Genomic DNA, 16,113 nt, shown 5'->3' with positions numbered 1-16,113 from the left:
GTTATTTTTTATTTGGAGGGCAATTTAAATGTTTGATCTAAAAAATTCACTGTATCAAACATATTGGTTTTACTTGCTCCTTTGACTAGGATCGTATCACCCTTTGTAGTAATTTTCAATAATAGCGCATGTAACTCATCTTTATTGGTAAAATGATATATATTTTTTTTCGGAAACCCCTTTTTTTCCGCTTGATTTCCAATTTCCTCTGTTTGATAACCATAGGTAATGAGTACATCAATATTATTATCAAAAATATAGTCTCCAAGTTTTCGATATTCTCCCTGTCTCAAATCCCCTAACTCTCTCATTTGACCAATTATAGCTATTTTGCGCTGCTTTCCAATATTGCAAAGGACATCAATTGCTGCTTTAACTCCTTGGGGATGGGAGTGTACGGTATCATCAATAACGGTAATATTGTCACGGCAATTATAGATTGTTAATCTTCTTGGAGGTTTTCTAAAAAGTAGTCCGGTTTTTATATCCATTGGAGAAATTCCTAAATAATCAGCAGCAGCAATAGCATTTAAAGCATTGTAGACATGATGTTCACCAAAAATAGGAATGAACAGCGTTATTTCCTGACCCTGTAACTTCATTTTAAATTCCATTCCATTTTCTTTATATTTAACTTCATAAGCACGATAATCAGCAGATGTTGATTTTATCCCGGTAGTAATTATTTTTCCTTTAAATCGGCTAGTTTCTAAATATTTTGAATTTGGATCATCCAAATTAATAAATAAAACTCCATTCTGATCCATTCCATGGATTAATTCAGATTTAGCTTTGGCAACTTTTTTCACATCATTATCAAAATTCCCAACATGAGCAAGACCAACATTTGTAATAATACTAATATTCGGTTTGATAATACTGCAATGTTCGGTAATAACTCCCGAATATGCCATGCCATATTCTAATACAACCGCTTCATGAGATGCATTAATTTCAGATGCATGCTTCTTTGTATGCTCTGTTGTATTCCAATAATCTTTTGATGCGAAGGTTTTCCATTTCTTCTCTAGAATGGATGCAAGAAAAGCCTTTGTTGTTGTTTTTCCTGCACTACCTGTAATAGCAATAATAGGTAATTCTCTTTCCCTTTCCCTATTTTTTTCCTCAATACTTTTCATCTTTAATTTCTTTATTTTTTCATTTAATTTCTTTTTGCTCTCTGCTAAGTACATAGCATATTTAATACCATTGATTACAACATCCATCTCCAAGTAAAATGCTGGGGGACATCCTGGTCTCCAATTAACCTCATATATCCATATTTTTAGGTTCTCATCTAGTCCAACATCTACTCCAATTTCATCAATAACTTCCCCATATTTTAAAATTTGAATTTCGTCTAAATGATTTGCTAATGATAGGGAGAAATGTTCTAGTGTACGTCTTATATTAAACGCGTCTTCCTTAAATTCTTGTTGTAAGAATGGATCTAAATAATTTGTGAAGCCCCCATTATTTATATTAGGAATAAAGGAACCCATCGGAGCAACTCGAGGGTATATAGTGGTGATAACCCATTTTCCATCTCCATTTTTTTGTACATGTAGCCTAAAGTCAAATACTTGGCCAGATTTAGTAACGGATCGAATATAAGGTTGCATAATGTAAGTTCCTGTTGAAACTTTTGATTGGATAAAATCATTCAATTTTTCTTTTGTATAATCATAACTATGCGAATCTATTTTAAGTTGAAAATAATTTCCCTTGTTAGTAATAAAATAAATTCCTTTCCCTTTTCTTCCATCAATAGGTTTTAATACAACGGTTTCAAATGCATTTATAAATTTAAAAAACTCCTCAGGTTTCTTTACTATTTTTGAAGGGATCAAATAATCGGAGAATTCTCCTGCTTCTCTTAGCCTTTCGCTTATATTCCATTTGTTCCCGATTGAATTTGTAGTAAAAGGAATCTTCGCTTTTAATTTTTGTATAATTTGTTTATACTGTGCTAGTTTCTCCGGACTTCCGGCATTATAGATGACATCCGGAAATGGCATTATTCGCTCTACCCACTTGCCATCCTCATAAACTTGTCCTCTAATAGAATTATTGGTGAAATTTACAGTTTTCGGTGAAAAATAGAAAAAACGAGCTCCTTCCGCCTTTGCCACTGCAGCATAAGCATAAGACTTGATTACAGTTTTCGGATCTTTACGATGATGTAGCATTCCTATTAATGTCATATAATAAACTCCTTTTTCATTTCTTAATTCCTCCTTTATTTAATTCAATATGCAATACATTTGATACGGACAAATGTTCAATCTTGGCTTAATTCAGGTTAATATATTAAAGAAAATTGCTTAATCGATAATGTATTTGTAAATCAGATTAAATTAGTAATGGCAATGAAATCACAAAATAAATACATGGAATTAACTTTTGAATGTATTCATTTTCTCTTAATGAAGTAAAACTACAAAAAAAGATGCGGTTTACGGAAAAACTAATACCGAAAAAACAAGTACAGGAACATTAGCGGAGAAAGAGCATAAAAAAGTATTAGGAACAATTTGTTTAAAATAGGAGTGGAATAGCATGAAGACTCCGTGGATTAACCATAGTAAAATGCAGAAAATATGTTCTAAACAAATGATTATTTTTAAATATACAATTTCAAGAGTTCAAAACAAATCCTTAGATATGAATTTTTTTAGTATTAATGAAAAGGGTAAAGAAACAGAAAAGGATGTTTGTAAATTAGATTCTGAGCAAAGCTGTGATCATATAAATGAAACTAATAATCCAAATAAGAATGAAGATATGAATAATTTGCTCCACGAAAAAAAACATACAGACAGTACAAATGACCTCTCTGAATTAACTGATGGCATAGATTCTGAAAATGTTTCCAAAGTAGATGAGTTTATTGAAACTGATACTATTTTTGAACTTGCTGATTCCACTGATTGTAAGTTTAATACTAAACCTGCGAATGAAACGAAAGATAAACCTCTAGTAGATTTTACTATTGAACCTTTACGTCCATCTGAATCAGATGTTGTTGATGAAATAAACGAACTGATTGATAAGGAAGAAATAGAAGAAACCCCTACTGCAGATGAAACGAATTATTCATCTCAAACAGATCATACAAATGAATTTGAACATCCATCCGAATCAAATGTTAAAGATGAAATAAACGAACTTATTGATAAGGAAGAAATAGAAGAAACCCATCCTGCAGATGAAACGAATTATTCAACTCAAACAGATCATACAAATGAATTTGAACATCCATCCGAATCAAATGTTAAAGATGAAATAAACGAACTTTTTGATAAGGAAGATGGAGAAGAAACCTATCCTGAAGATGAAATGAATTATACATCACAAACAGATCATACAATTGAATTTGAACATCCATCCGAATCAGATCTTGTGGATGAAATAAACGAACTTTTTGATAAGGAAGAAATAGAAGAAACCCATACTACAGATGAAATGAGGGATTTTTTTAATAATGAAGTGAAGGATGAACCCTATCCAACTGGTAATATTAATGGGCTTAAGTATGGACAAGGAAAAGTGACTAAAAAAAGTCCATTCTCCATTCATGTAGAAATTGATGATTTTCTTCATGCTCCAATCTGTGGAGATATACTTCAAAATACATTTGAATTTCTTGACCTAAACAATAAACAAACCCCTGATTTAGATACAAAACTAAGTAATACAACAACTTATTATCCTGAACAACCTGAATGTTGTTTGGTTTGCTCTAATATTCATGAAATTGTATTTTTAAGTGATAATCAAAATGAAGGTAATAATAGCAAGGGTAATCAATATAAATCAGTTGCAGTTCCTTTGCATGACTCACAATTTACGAAAGGAGAAGAATCAAATAATAATTCTTATGTGCATATAAGGGTTCCTGTTATATTAGGTGAGTACAAGATTGAGATAAGTTTGGAAGAAAATATTACGTTTAAAGAAGAAATTATGCGGATTCAAGAAATCTCTAAAGAGATAATATTAACCAATTTTAAATTAGTACCTACTGTATTATCACCATTGTTAAATAACGGGACGAGTACAGTATTAAAAGGAATTTTATTAATTGAAGGACATATTTGTCAGGAAATTGAGTACTCTGTATTTCTTAATAAAAATACGGAGTACTCCATTCCTTTAAAACAATTAAATCAGAAAATGGTAGTGGAATTAATCATTCAAATCCTACAAGACCAAAAAGTCCGGGTCAAAAGATAACTTATTTATGATTTACGCACAAAATACCTCATTTCTTTAAAAATATGCTAGTGACTATCATATTTGTCCAATTCTTTTACAAAAATATAGAATATTATACCAATGTAATAAGCGCTTATTACAAAAAATATAAAGAAAAGAGGTCATTTTTTTGGCGAGTAATAATAATCCGCAAGTAAATCAAATCCCAGGTCCTTGTCCACCAACAACAACAGTAACATTAACACCATTAACGGCTGTAAATACCACAACAACAGTTGGGCCGACTGCTACTAGGGTTAAAATACCTGTTGTACTAGCAGAGCCAACACTTCAAATTCCTGTTGAGGCAATTATTACCCTTGCTGGTACAGGAGCAACGGAAATTAAAAGAGTGACAAAAAATGTATTTCTTACTCAAGTGAAACTTGTCCCTGTTGCACCATTTACACGTATTGACACCACTGACTATTTTACCGTTTCAACAGCTAAATTGTTTGTAGCAGGGCATATTCGTAAAGATATTGAATATACTACGGCTGCAGCTCCAGGGGTTGGATGTACTACAGCACTTACGGATCAAATTGTCGATATTCCATTCTCTGGATTTACAGAACTTAGTACAGCAGCTGGAACGCTCTTAAATTTACCAATTTTAGGTGTTAACGAAACTTCAACTTCCAGTTTCCTAAGTGATGCAAACAACTTAAATGCTCGGTTGGATAAATTCTTCTTCAACAATCTGGTCAAATATAACGAACAGCCATTTGGAGAGTTAGTAGCTGCAGACTTCTTTGAACTTGACTTTTCGTTAACCGAACCAGCACCTGAGGGAGCCTTTACCACGTTGACTGAAAAAATTGTCTTGGACCTTACGGTAAAAGTATTACAAACTCAGCAACTTACAGTTGCTTTACCGACAGTCGTGCCTGTGCTTCCAGTTATTCCTACTCCTCCAACTACAACTGCAACTACAACTTCAGCTTCTTCCTAATAGATGTTCTTTTAGCGAATGTAAGAAAAAGGGGTCTGTTTCTTGTGAACAGATCCTTTTTTTGTTACATTTGCCTAATTTCCTAAATATGTGCCAATGTCCTATTATAAATACCCATTCTTTAAGACAAATGCGGAATACTCTAACAGTGTAAATAGGAGAGTATCTCTTAAAAATATAAAGAAATGGGGTAAAATTAATGGGTAATCAACCATGTGAACAAAATTCGGAGCATCATCATCCAACGGAGCATCATCATCAACCAGAACACTCCCCGGTCCCCGGAGGTCCATGTCCAGTAGAAACAACAGAATTAGTGCCATTTACAAATGAAGGTACCACACTATTTGTTGGACCCGCTGTTACGACAACGATTAAAGTTCCTGTTGTAACAGTAGAACCAACGCTTCAAATCGTGGTAGAGTCAAATGTTGAACTTTGTCCTGCAGCAACAGAAATTAAAAGAGTGAAGAAAAACGTATTTATAGATCAAGTTAAACTTGTCCCAGTCGCATTTAAACGTATTGACAACACTGACTTTTTTAATGTGACAAGAGGTAAATTATTTGTAGCAGGACATATTCGAAAAAATATTGAATATGCTTCGCATGAATGTAAAGGAACCCTCCATGATCGAATTGTCGATGTTCCATTTTCTGGTTTTACTGACATTACAACTTTCACAAATCCCCCAATCATAGGGATTGCAGAAACAGCTGAGGCTAATTTCCTTAATGAGAAAACCAACTTAGATGCTCGTTTGGATAAATTTTTCTTCCAAAATCTTGTCAAATACAATGAACAGCCATTTGGTGAGTTAGTTGCAGCAAACTTCTTTGAACTGGACTTTTCACCAAAAATGGTATCTCCTGAGGGGACTTTTAAAACATTGCGTGAAAAAATTGTCTTGGAACTTACTCTAAAATTATTACAGGTTCAGCAAATTCGGTTTGCTGCTAGTCCAGTAGTTCCAGTGCTTACTGGCCTTACTCCGCCTGTTAGTCCGTAATTACGAAAATGGAATCTGTTTTATAAACAGATTCCTTTTACTTGTACACCTCCAGGAAATAGTTAAAATTGGGGACGCAAATATGTGCAAATCTTAAAAGTTATGAAACAGAGATTCGTTTCAAATAAAAATAATATACTGGTGATCAACTCAATCTTCCTACTATTGAAGAGCGGTTTGCATAAATTGCAGACGCTCTTTCATTTTTTATAAATTTTCTAATTTACATATCTTAAGTATTATGACGATTGTCCAGGCAGTTCTTGTCTCAAAACAATATATTATAAAGGTAAGTTGAGTGCGTTTTCACTTCAACATTAGGTGGGCAAGGATTCTTTTTTCTAGGAAAAGAATTTGGAGAGGTGGGAAAGAAGGACAATGACGCTAGTAGGCATGCTTCATCATCGTGCAGATCCAAGGAATGTAATGAAAGCATATGCTTATGCCTCTGTAGCCAAAGCAGAAGGTGTTAATTTTTTTTACTTTACCCCAAGTATGGTAAATATAAAAGATCAAAAAATTTTAGGAAAAGCGTATGAAAATGGCCAATGGATTGAAAGGGAATTTCCCTTTCCTGATGTCATTTATAATGCAAGTTATCCTGTAAGTGATAAAGCTGAGCAAATCGTTGATTATTTGATTGATAGGATTCCGTTTACAAGTCATTCTATTGGGAACAAATTAAATGTATATAACAGAATTAATAAGGCAAAAGAATTTAAACAATATCTTATACCCTTTTATAAATTAACGAACGTTCAAATTTTTTTTGACATGATTAGAAGCTATGAAAAAGTTATTATTAAACCATTGTCTGGTCATCAAGGCATAGGCGTTGTTTTTATTGAAAAAGATGGAGTAGATCACTACAAAGTTAATGATACAAGAGTAGTATCATCGATAAATGGAAAACAGTTGATAAACTTGATATCCAATAAAATACATGAACAAGATTATCTAGTTCAACAGTTTATTTCAAGTCAAACAAAAGCTGGTCAAGTTTTTAATTTCCGTTTACATGTACAAAAAAACGGAGAAGGAAATTGGGTTATTACCTCTATTTATCCAAGGATAGGACTATTTGGATCCATAACATCTAATTTGGGTAGTTATAGTACTTACCTGGATATTTTTTTAAAAACAGAGTTTGGTGACTCTTGGTATGATATTAAAAGGGATCTTGAACAGTTTGCGATAAGTTTTTCCAACCATTTTGATTCTTTATATGATAATGAACTAGATGAATTAGGAATTGATGTCGGAGTTGATGCAAGACAAAAACTATGGCTTTTTGAGGTAAATTGGAGACCAAGTTCACCTATTTTATATAATGTTGAATTAGATGTAGCTAAAAATACGATTCTGTATGCTAAATATTTAGCATATAAATAATTATTAAATCGGAAAAATTCAGTAATATCAAGAGGTGGTAAATAAGGATAATGACGCTAATTGGCATGCTCCTTCATCGTGCGAATCCAAGTAATATAATAAAAGCATATACTTATGCCTCTGTAGCCAAAGCAGAAGGTGTAAACTTTTTTTTCTTTACTTCAAGTATGGTAAATATAAAAGAACATAAAATTTTAGGGAAAGCGTACGAAAATGGCCAATGGATTGAAAAGGAATTTCCCTTTCCTGATGTCATTTACAATGCAAGTTATCCTGTAAGTGATAAAGCTGAGCAAATCATTGATTATTTATCTGATAGGATTCCGTTTACAAGTCACTCTATTGGGGACAAATTAACTGTATATAACAGAATAAATAAGGCAAAAGAATTTAAACAATACCTTATTCCTTTTTCTACGTTGTCTAATATGCAATTTTTTTATGACATGATTAATCGTTATAAAAAAGTTATTATCAAACCATTAACTGAACATCAAGGTGGGAGCGTTGTTTTTATTGAATATGATGGATCAAATCTTTACAAAATTAATGATGCTGGATTCGTATCATCTATTAGTGAAAAAAAATTGTTAAGTTTGATATATCATAAAATACAAGAACAAGACTATCTGGTTCAACAGTTTATTTCCAGTCAAACAAAATCTGGACATGTTTTTGATTTCCGATTGCATGTACAAAAAAATGGAGAAGGAAATTGGGTTATTACCTCTATTTATCCAAGGATAGGGCGGTCGGGTACCATAACAACTAATATGAGTAGTGGTGGATATAGTGCTTACCTGGATACTTTTCTAAAAACAGAGTTTGGTGACTCCTGGTATAATATGCAAAGGTATCTTGAACAGTTTGCGATAAGTTTTGCAAATCATTTTGATTCTTTATATGACAGTGAATTAGGTGAATTAGGAATTGATGTTGGAGTTGATGGGAAACAAAAACTATGGCTTTTTGACGTAAACTGGAGACCCGGTCCACCTAGTATGTATAATGTTGATTTAGATGTAGCTAAAAATACAATTCTATATGCTAAATATTTAGCAGATAAAAATAAACTTTGACCGAAAATTTTCCGACGTCTATTACATCGAGTTAAAAAATATGACCTTCAAAAATTCCTCATTTAAACTAATCCGAAAATAAAATAGAGAATCAATTTTTATCATATACAAACTAACTATGGTAAAATATAGCCATTACCTTTGATAAGCATAAAATGGAGGTCAACATCAATGTCAGCAACAATAGGAACTGTTAAAGAAATTACGTTTGAAAGTCATGAATTAGGGGAAACCATAACTATACTAGTGTATCTTCCTGCCAACTTCTCACCTTTGTATAAATACCATCTGTTAATAGCACAGGATGGAAAAGATTATTTTCAGCTTGGAAGGATTGCACGTGTTGCGGATGAACTGTTAGATAGTCAAGAAATAGAGAACCTTATTATCGTAGGGATCCCTTATAAAAATGTTCAAGATCGTAGGACCAAATATCATCCTGATGGGGAACAAAATCAAGCATATATCCGTTTTCTTGCTCATGAACTTGTACCTTATTTAGATCAGGAATATCCAACCTTCCAAATGGGAATGGGAAGGGTTTTAATTGGAGATTCATTAGGTGCCACTGTTTCTTTAATGACAGTAGCAAAATATCCAAATATTTTTGGTAAGGTAATCTTACAATCACCAATGGTGGATGACAAAGTGTTAGTTGCAGTGGAGAACCATACAAATCCATCCTTGCTTTCCGTTTATCATATAATTGGACAAGGAGAAACAAAAGTGAAAACAACAAATGGACAGGTTCAAGACTTTCTTACTCCAAACCGCAAACTTCACCAATTATTTAATGAGAAGGGCTTTTCATCCTTTTATGAAGAATTTGCTGGTGATCACACATGGAAATATTGGCAGCCAGATTTAAAAAGAGCATTAAAATATATGTTTTAATTATGCTCTTTTCTTAAACTAAGTTGCTTTCTGTTTACGAAATTCTGGGTAACATTTTATTGAGGTATATTAAAAATTCCGAAAATTTGTTATAATAATGATATGTACGCAAAATAGACAAGGAGGTAGAAATTTATGAAATATGGAATAGCGGTGTTCCCATCAAAAAAACTACAAGATCTTGCAAACTCTTACAGAATGCGATACGATCCCCATTATGCTCTTATTCCTCCACACTTAACTCTTAAACCTGCTTTTGAATTATCTGATGGAGAAATTGAACAATTTACAGCAAAGCTAAATCACATTGCAAAAAATCACCTACCAATTCATTTAAAGATTTCTAAAGTAAGTTCCTTTCAGCCAGTAAATAATACGATTTATTTTAAAGTGGAATCAACACCCGAATTGTCAGATCTACAAAAAAATGTTGAAGAAGAATTACCCGGAGTAACAGAATATCCTTTTGTTCCACATATTACGGTTGCTCAAAAGTTATCGAGTGAAGAACATTCAGATGTTTTCGGTCAATTAAGTATGCTTGGTATTAACCATGAAGAAGTTATCGATCGTTTTCACCTTCTATACCAACTCGATAATGGAGCTTGGACTGTATATGAGACATACCATTTAGGAAAGGAATAGTTTATGTGAATATTGTTAAAGTCACAACAGAAGATGAACTAAAAGATGCATTCAGCGTAAGAAAAATTGTTTTTGTAGAAGAGCAAAATGTTCCTGAAGAAGAGGAAATTGATCAGTATGAAGAGGGGTCTGAGCATTTTGTGCTATATGACGATGATAGCCCAATAGGTGCTGGTCGCTTTAGAGTAGTGGATGGCAAAGGAAAAGTGGAGCGAATTTGCATTCTTCCTCCATTTAGAGGAAAAGGTGCTGGAAAAATCATAATGGACGCGATTGAACAATTTGCTTCCAAGCATGGTCTTAAGAAGTTAAAATTAAATGCGCAAACACATGCCATTCCATTTTACGAAAAATTAAGTTATGAAATTGTTTCCGAAGAGTTCCTTGATGCAGGGATTCCACATAAGACAATGGAGAAAACTTTATAGAAAATGCCTTATTATAGGTATTTTCTTTTTTTATGGCTCTTTTCTTAATCTTTGATGCTTTTAAAACGACAACATAAATAACAACCTTTTTGGGTTAAATTGAAATAGACCTCCAATTCCAGTCTGGCTAGAATTAATAATAGTTTTCAAAAAGTAAAAATTAATACGAAAAATTCCTATTTATATTAATTCATTAATATCTCTTCCCTTTCCAGTTAATCTAAAATAAGTTTCAGCAGAAACGATAATTTCATTGAAAATTCGCTTTTCCTTCTTCAGAGCTGTCATATAAACTTTTTTCTTGTAAGGTTGAAAAAGAAGCGTTGTCTTTTTGGATGGATATAATCTTAATGGTGATTTCTCTATTTTCCAATTATGATTATAATTTGGAATCTGTAAAATATATCCCATATTCATTCCTCCTATTAAAATATATGTGATTGTACATTAAAAAAGACTTGCAACCATGCAAGCCTTGATAACGCTTATTTTTTTTTCGCATTTGGATTGTTCATCATTTTAGATAAAGTGTTAAAATCTAAATTCTTTCCATCTTGGATAATAGATTTTACAAGTTTATCTTCTAATTCCTTTGGAACCTTTTTATTGGCAATTTGTGAAACTCTTTGTATGATCCCGCGAACAGTTCCTTCATCTTTAAAATTGGCATTTTGCAAAGAATTGGCTAATTCTAAGATTTCCTTCATATTTACGCCTGTTTTTTTCTCAATATTTTTAAATAAAGGATTATCCATTATCGTCTCGCCCTCCCTTTCAACTACATTATGTTATGTAAAAAATTCATAAATGGTGAAAGAAATAGGGACAAATCTATGCTCCGACAAAAAAATGGAGTAATCCTTTATGGTTTACTCCATCTTATGTTGGTCTTAGTTTACAAAAAGCATGTTCCAACGATAATTAACAATATGAATAGAACAACAATTAACACAAATGTGTTTCCACCGCCGAATCCGCCGTATCCATATCCGCAGCATCCACCGCCACCATATCCGTATCCGCCATAACCAAACATTCATACTCACCTCACTTTTTTTTCTCAATATAGAGTATGTAAAGTAGTATAAATGTGTATGGGCTCTAGAAAATTCCCATTATATTCAACTAAATTTCCTAACCTTTTGGCTTAAATAATAATGCTCCAATGAAAGCAAATATGATTGCTGCCGAAATTCCTGATGATGTTACCTCAAACATTCCTGTCAATACACCGACAAGACCATGTTTCTGGGCTTCATTCATTGCCCCCTCCACAAGTGAGTTTCCAAAGCTTGTAATTGGTATTGTTGCTCCAGCTCCTGCAAAATCAATTAATGGTTCATATAAGCCGAATCCAGCAAGTACTGATCCGATCGAAACTAATAAGGATAATGTATGTCCCGGCGTTAGTTTTGCTACATCAAATAGCAATTGGCCAATGACACAAACTATTCCTCCAATGACAAATGCCCAAAAAAACATTGCAAGCATACTTTTCATCCCCTCTTTTAAAAAGACTCTTTTCTAACGTTTGTTGTTTTTAAATCGTAAATATCATAATTTTTCATTCAGTTTTAGAATGGGTAAACCTTAAAGTATAGATGTTTCGAAACCACACTTTATTAAAAATTTAATCAAAGTAAGAAAATCACCCATTTATATAAACATCCATTTAATTCCTATATATACTCAATGGCAACTGCATGAGCGATACATGGAATTGTATCTTTCTGCTGAAAGGAAAGGGGTGATAATAATGCACCTGTTGCTACGACTAAGATCCTTTTTAATTTACCGCTTTTCATTTGATTCAAAAGATGGCCATATAGTACGGTTGCAGAACAACCTGGACCACTAGCACCAGATAGGACTGGTTGACCTTCTTTATAAATAAGCAATCCACAATCCTTAAATTTCTCCTCACTAATTTGGATACCCTTCTGTTGAAATAGTTCTAATGCAACATTTCGTCCAATTGTCGCTAAATCTCCAGTAATAATTAAATCATAATAAGATGGATCGACTTGAAGGTCCTGTAGATGGCGCTCAATTGTATCGACGGCTGCCGGTGCCATCGCACCACCCATGTTAAATGGATCAGAAATTCCGAGATCAATTACCTTCCCAATAGTTGCAGAAAGGATTCTCGGATGTGGCTTGGCAGCCTCACTACCTGCACCTACTAAAGCAAAACCTGCACCTGTTACGGTCCATTGAGCTGTTGGCGGCTTTTGCCCACCATATTCGGTCGGATAGCGAAACTGTTTTTCTGCTGATGCATTATGGCTTGAGGCGCCTGTAATAATCATATCTGCACCTTGATAATTAATGATAAAAGCGGCTAAGGCTAGACCTTCCATCGAAGTAGCACATGCACTAAATAATCCTAAATTAGGAATTTGATTTGTCCTTGCTGCAAAGCTTGACGGTGTAATCTGATTAATTAAGTCACCGGTGAGAAAGAATTGAACTTTTTCCTCTTTTATACCTTGTTTTTTCAATATAATATCAACAGCATCTTCAATTAAGATGCGTTGTGCTTTTTCATAGGAATCCTGTCCCATCCAAAGATCCTCATAAAATTTATCAAAATCGTTAGTAAGATTTCCGTTTTTCTCAAATGGCCCCCCTACTACTCCCGTTGATAATATCGCAGGTTTACTATTGAAGACCCATGTTTGTGAACCTTTTAGCATTAAAATCCCCCCCACATGATGAGGACTGTTTTTATTAAGGCAACAATAAACGCGGAAAAGACACCAAACAAAATAACAGACCCGGCAAGTTTAAACATATTTCCACCTACTCCAAGTACAAATCCTTCCGTCCGATGTTCAATAGCAGCGGAAATTACGGCATTACCAAATCCGGTGACAGGTACTGCACTTCCAGCACCTCCAAATTGCCCAATCCGATCATAGACACCTAAACCTGTTAATATCATTGCAATAAAAACCATCGTTGCTACAGTTGGATTACCGGCAGTTTGTTCGGTAAAATTAAAAAAGTAAATATAGATATATGTAACGGCTTGTCCAATTAAACATATTAGCCCTCCAATAAAGAATGCACGTATACAATTTTTTAATACTGGACGCTTTAGCTCATGTTTTTTTTGTAATTGATCATATTGGAGTTGCTCTGGTGTTTTTGCTTTGTTTTTATTGGCCATATACACCCACACTTTCTAGGTTAATTCTTCTTTTAATTTCACAATCATATTAAAACGCTTTTTTGCATCCTTTTTCGAAATCTTTCCAGATTTAAGCCCCTCTCTTAGTCGGACAGCTTCTAGAAAGATTTTATAATCACTGGAGACAACAAATTTTTCATCGGGGTATTCTTTTTCCAGTCGATTTGTTAATCTTTTTTCAATACTTTTCATTCGAAAACGATATAAGTGTTTGACTTTATATGCCACTAATATTGTTTTATTTCCTTCTATCACGGCAACATCGTATATTTCCTTTATCCCTGCCACTTCTCTTTTTACTTTAGTAGGCATTGATTCGTCATTTTTACTACTAAGCTTCATCGGGGTTGGTTGCGTTTTTTTAATCAGAGCCATCCTGCTTTTTTTATTGTCGTTTTGATTACTGCAACCAACTATCAACAACATGATAGAAAAAATTAGCAAAGCGTACTTGTACCCTTTTTTCATACTTTATTCCTCACTTATAGAATCAATTGTCTAGTGTATATTTTTAGCAGAAATCAACATTTTATGAGAGATGGTAGAGTGGAAAATATAGGAGATAATTATAAAACAAAGGATGGGAGCATGAAAAAACAGGCAATAACGTTTTGCCTGCTTATCTTATTTTCTTATTCCCACAGCCACAGCCGCCTTTTTTAATTAATTTTCTATCAGTTGTATTAATCACTTGTTTTACATATGGAGGTGGCATTACGGGGGTTTTTATAATAGTTTTTTTCATATTCATATTCAATTTCTCTCATCCTCTCTAGTTGCTTAAAAACTTTAGCATTATTATATGATGCGTTGAAACTATGCGTTCCCCACGTCACCCAATCAATTTGGAAGTGACTGTCTCCAGCATTCCTGCAAGTCCTGCAATGGCTAATATAATAATGAAAATCTGAGAAATGGACGGAATCGCTAACCAAAAAATATATAAAAAGGCGGAACACCAAACACCTGTACACCAATAACAGCTTAATAATTCACCGATCCAATGCCTCAATCCAATACCTTTTATTTTAATATATGTAACAGCTGTACCATCTTCTGCGATCTCATCGATTTCTTCGTGGAAGGGTCTTCGAATGAAAGCAGTAATCTTATCGTAAACAATTAATCGTGTGAGGCGGAAAGTTGCTAACGAAAATAACATTAATAAAGTCCAGGAATGAATCATGTTTTCCCCTTCTTTTTCAGTCATCTCTTCTTATAAATATGCGACTAGTCACCATAATAATCCCTTACTTTTATAAAATTAGTATGGTCTACCCTTCGTGGGAAAAGTATATTAATGTTGGGACTTCTTTGTTATTTGGCATTTCTTAAGCCTGTTCAAACAGATTGACCAACAATCAAATTTTTACATAGAAAAAGCTGTATTCCTAAGAATACAGCTTTTTTCTTTCTAATTATTTATCCAACAATATTATAACCTGAATCCACATAAATTACTTCACCAGTTACACCTCTTGAAAGATGACTAAGTAAGGCAAGTGTCATATCGCCAACTTCTTCTTGTGTAACATTTTTCTTTAATGGCGCTTTTTCTTCAATTATTCTCATTATATCATTAAATCCAGGTACACCTTTTGCAGCAAGTGTACGAATTGGACCAGCGGAAATAGCATTAATCCTAATGTTTTCATTTCCTAAATCAAATGTTAAGTATCTCATGCTTGCTTCTAGTGCAGCTTTTGCTACTCCCATCACATTATATCCATTTACAGCACGGACAGCCCCAAGATAACTCATCGTGACAATGGATCCGCCTTCTGTCATATATGGTTTTGCAGCTTTAGAAACAGCCACTAAGGAATAAGCACTAGTATCCTGTGCAAAAGCATATCCTTCTCTAGATGTATTAATAAAGTCATCCTTTAGATCTTCGGCATGTGCAAATGCGACAGAATGAACAACTCCATGGATAACTCCTACCTTTTCGCCGATTTCATTAAAGGCATTTTGAATGCTTTCATCATCATTTACATCACATTGTACAACCATGCTTGATGGATAATTATATTTAGCAAGCAACTGATTTAATTTTCCAAGTGAACGTTCTAATCTATATGTAAAAATTAAGTTAGCCCCCGCTTGATGAAGTGATTGGGCTACACCCCATGCAATACTACGTTCATTTGCAACACCCATGATAACAATATTTTTATTTTTCAGTCTCAATAAATCTTCCATTATATCCTCCAATTACATCTCTTTAATATGTTCTAATTATATTATACCTGGTTTTAGCATCT

Annotated in this window: 19 protein-coding genes; 8 read left to right on the top strand and 11 right to left on the bottom strand. The window is 33.5% G+C overall.

What is annotated here, in order from left to right:
• Window positions 1-8: 8 nt before the first annotated feature.
• Entirely contained in the window at window positions 9-2,204 is a 2,196-nt protein-coding gene (locus AC3WJF_RS09235; protein WP_492451421.1) for a YheC/YheD family protein, read from the bottom strand.
• Window positions 2,205-2,559: 355 nt separating this feature from the next.
• On the opposite strand from AC3WJF_RS09235, the gene AC3WJF_RS09230 reads away from it, so the two are divergent.
• The 8 genes from AC3WJF_RS09230 (at window position 2,560) to AC3WJF_RS09195 (ending at window position 10,656) form a co-directional block, all read left to right on the top strand.
• Window positions 2,560-4,236 carry a BC_2427 family protein gene (locus AC3WJF_RS09230; protein WP_492451419.1) on the top strand — a complete coding sequence of 559 codons (1,677 nt, stop codon included), beginning with the start codon at window positions 2,560-2,562 and terminating at the stop codon, window positions 4,234-4,236.
• Window positions 4,237-4,387: 151 nt separating this feature from the next.
• Complete coding sequence (locus AC3WJF_RS09225; RefSeq protein WP_492451417.1) at window positions 4,388-5,209, top strand: CsxC family protein; 822 nt, start codon at window positions 4,388-4,390, stop codon at window positions 5,207-5,209.
• 199 nt (window positions 5,210-5,408) lie between these two features.
• Window positions 5,409-6,218, top strand: coding sequence for a CsxC family protein (locus AC3WJF_RS09220; RefSeq protein ID WP_492451415.1), 810 nt, complete (start codon window positions 5,409-5,411; stop codon window positions 6,216-6,218).
• A gap of 378 nt (window positions 6,219-6,596) precedes the next feature.
• On the top strand, window positions 6,597-7,610 hold the full coding sequence (locus AC3WJF_RS09215; protein WP_492451413.1) for a YheC/YheD family endospore coat-associated protein: 1,014 nt from the start codon (window positions 6,597-6,599) through the stop codon (window positions 7,608-7,610).
• Window positions 7,611-7,660: 50 nt separating this feature from the next.
• The gene (locus AC3WJF_RS09210) at window positions 7,661-8,689 is read left to right on the top strand and encodes a YheC/YheD family endospore coat-associated protein (RefSeq protein WP_492451411.1); all 1,029 of its coding nucleotides are present in this window, start codon (window positions 7,661-7,663) and stop codon (window positions 8,687-8,689) included.
• A 171-nt stretch (window positions 8,690-8,860) separates the two neighbouring features.
• The gene (locus AC3WJF_RS09205; RefSeq protein WP_492451409.1) at window positions 8,861-9,583 is read left to right on the top strand and encodes an alpha/beta hydrolase; all 723 of its coding nucleotides are present in this window, start codon (window positions 8,861-8,863) and stop codon (window positions 9,581-9,583) included.
• 135 nt (window positions 9,584-9,718) lie between these two features.
• Entirely contained in the window at window positions 9,719-10,228 is a 510-nt protein-coding gene (locus tag AC3WJF_RS09200; protein ID WP_492451408.1) for a YjcG family protein, read from the top strand.
• A 5-nt stretch (window positions 10,229-10,233) separates the two neighbouring features.
• Window positions 10,234-10,656: a GNAT family N-acetyltransferase gene (locus AC3WJF_RS09195; RefSeq protein WP_492451407.1), complete on the top strand. Its 423-nt coding sequence runs from the start codon at window positions 10,234-10,236 to the stop codon at window positions 10,654-10,656.
• Between the two features lie 180 nt (window positions 10,657-10,836).
• Here AC3WJF_RS09195 and AC3WJF_RS09190 read toward each other — a convergent pair whose 3' ends face one another.
• The 10 genes from AC3WJF_RS09190 to fabI all read right to left on the bottom strand — a co-directional run bounded on the left by AC3WJF_RS09190 (window position 10,837) and on the right by fabI (window position 16,051).
• Window positions 10,837-11,067, bottom strand: coding sequence for a hypothetical protein (locus AC3WJF_RS09190; RefSeq protein ID WP_492451405.1), 231 nt, complete (start codon window positions 11,065-11,067; stop codon window positions 10,837-10,839).
• Window positions 11,068-11,141: 74 nt separating this feature from the next.
• Complete coding sequence (gene spoVIF, locus AC3WJF_RS09185; protein ID WP_492451404.1) at window positions 11,142-11,411, bottom strand: sporulation-specific transcription regulator SpoVIF; 270 nt, start codon at window positions 11,409-11,411, stop codon at window positions 11,142-11,144.
• Window positions 11,412-11,551: 140 nt separating this feature from the next.
• Complete coding sequence (locus AC3WJF_RS09180; RefSeq protein WP_492451402.1) at window positions 11,552-11,692, bottom strand: YjcZ family sporulation protein; 141 nt, start codon at window positions 11,690-11,692, stop codon at window positions 11,552-11,554.
• A 98-nt stretch (window positions 11,693-11,790) separates the two neighbouring features.
• The gene (gene spoVAE / locus AC3WJF_RS09175) at window positions 11,791-12,147 is read right to left on the bottom strand and encodes a stage V sporulation protein AE (RefSeq protein ID WP_492451400.1); all 357 of its coding nucleotides are present in this window, start codon (window positions 12,145-12,147) and stop codon (window positions 11,791-11,793) included.
• Window positions 12,148-12,335: 188 nt separating this feature from the next.
• A complete protein-coding gene (gene spoVAD / locus AC3WJF_RS09170) occupies window positions 12,336-13,352 on the bottom strand; it encodes a stage V sporulation protein AD (protein WP_492451399.1) in 1,017 nt (338 codons plus the stop codon).
• The gene (spoVAC, locus tag AC3WJF_RS09165; protein ID WP_492451397.1) at window positions 13,352-13,828 is read right to left on the bottom strand and encodes a stage V sporulation protein AC; all 477 of its coding nucleotides are present in this window, start codon (window positions 13,826-13,828) and stop codon (window positions 13,352-13,354) included. Before spoVAC ends, spoVAD begins: the two co-directional genes overlap by 1 nt.
• Before the next feature lie 15 nt (window positions 13,829-13,843).
• Window positions 13,844-14,317 (bottom strand): YhcN/YlaJ family sporulation lipoprotein, encoded by a 474-nt coding sequence (locus AC3WJF_RS09160; RefSeq protein ID WP_492451395.1) that lies wholly within the window; start codon window positions 14,315-14,317, stop codon window positions 13,844-13,846.
• 151 nt (window positions 14,318-14,468) lie between these two features.
• The gene (locus AC3WJF_RS09155; protein WP_492451393.1) at window positions 14,469-14,600 is read right to left on the bottom strand and encodes a hypothetical protein; all 132 of its coding nucleotides are present in this window, start codon (window positions 14,598-14,600) and stop codon (window positions 14,469-14,471) included.
• Between the two features lie 81 nt (window positions 14,601-14,681).
• Complete coding sequence (locus AC3WJF_RS09150; RefSeq protein WP_492451391.1) at window positions 14,682-15,035, bottom strand: DUF1360 domain-containing protein; 354 nt, start codon at window positions 15,033-15,035, stop codon at window positions 14,682-14,684.
• Window positions 15,036-15,271: 236 nt separating this feature from the next.
• Window positions 15,272-16,051: an enoyl-ACP reductase FabI gene (gene fabI / locus AC3WJF_RS09145; protein WP_492451389.1), complete on the bottom strand. Its 780-nt coding sequence runs from the start codon at window positions 16,049-16,051 to the stop codon at window positions 15,272-15,274.
• Between the last annotated feature and the right edge of the window lie 62 nt (window positions 16,052-16,113).

Source organism: Heyndrickxia sp. FW510-T9 (genome assembly GCF_058781025.1).
This window is presented reverse-complemented; position numbering and strand designations above follow the sequence as displayed.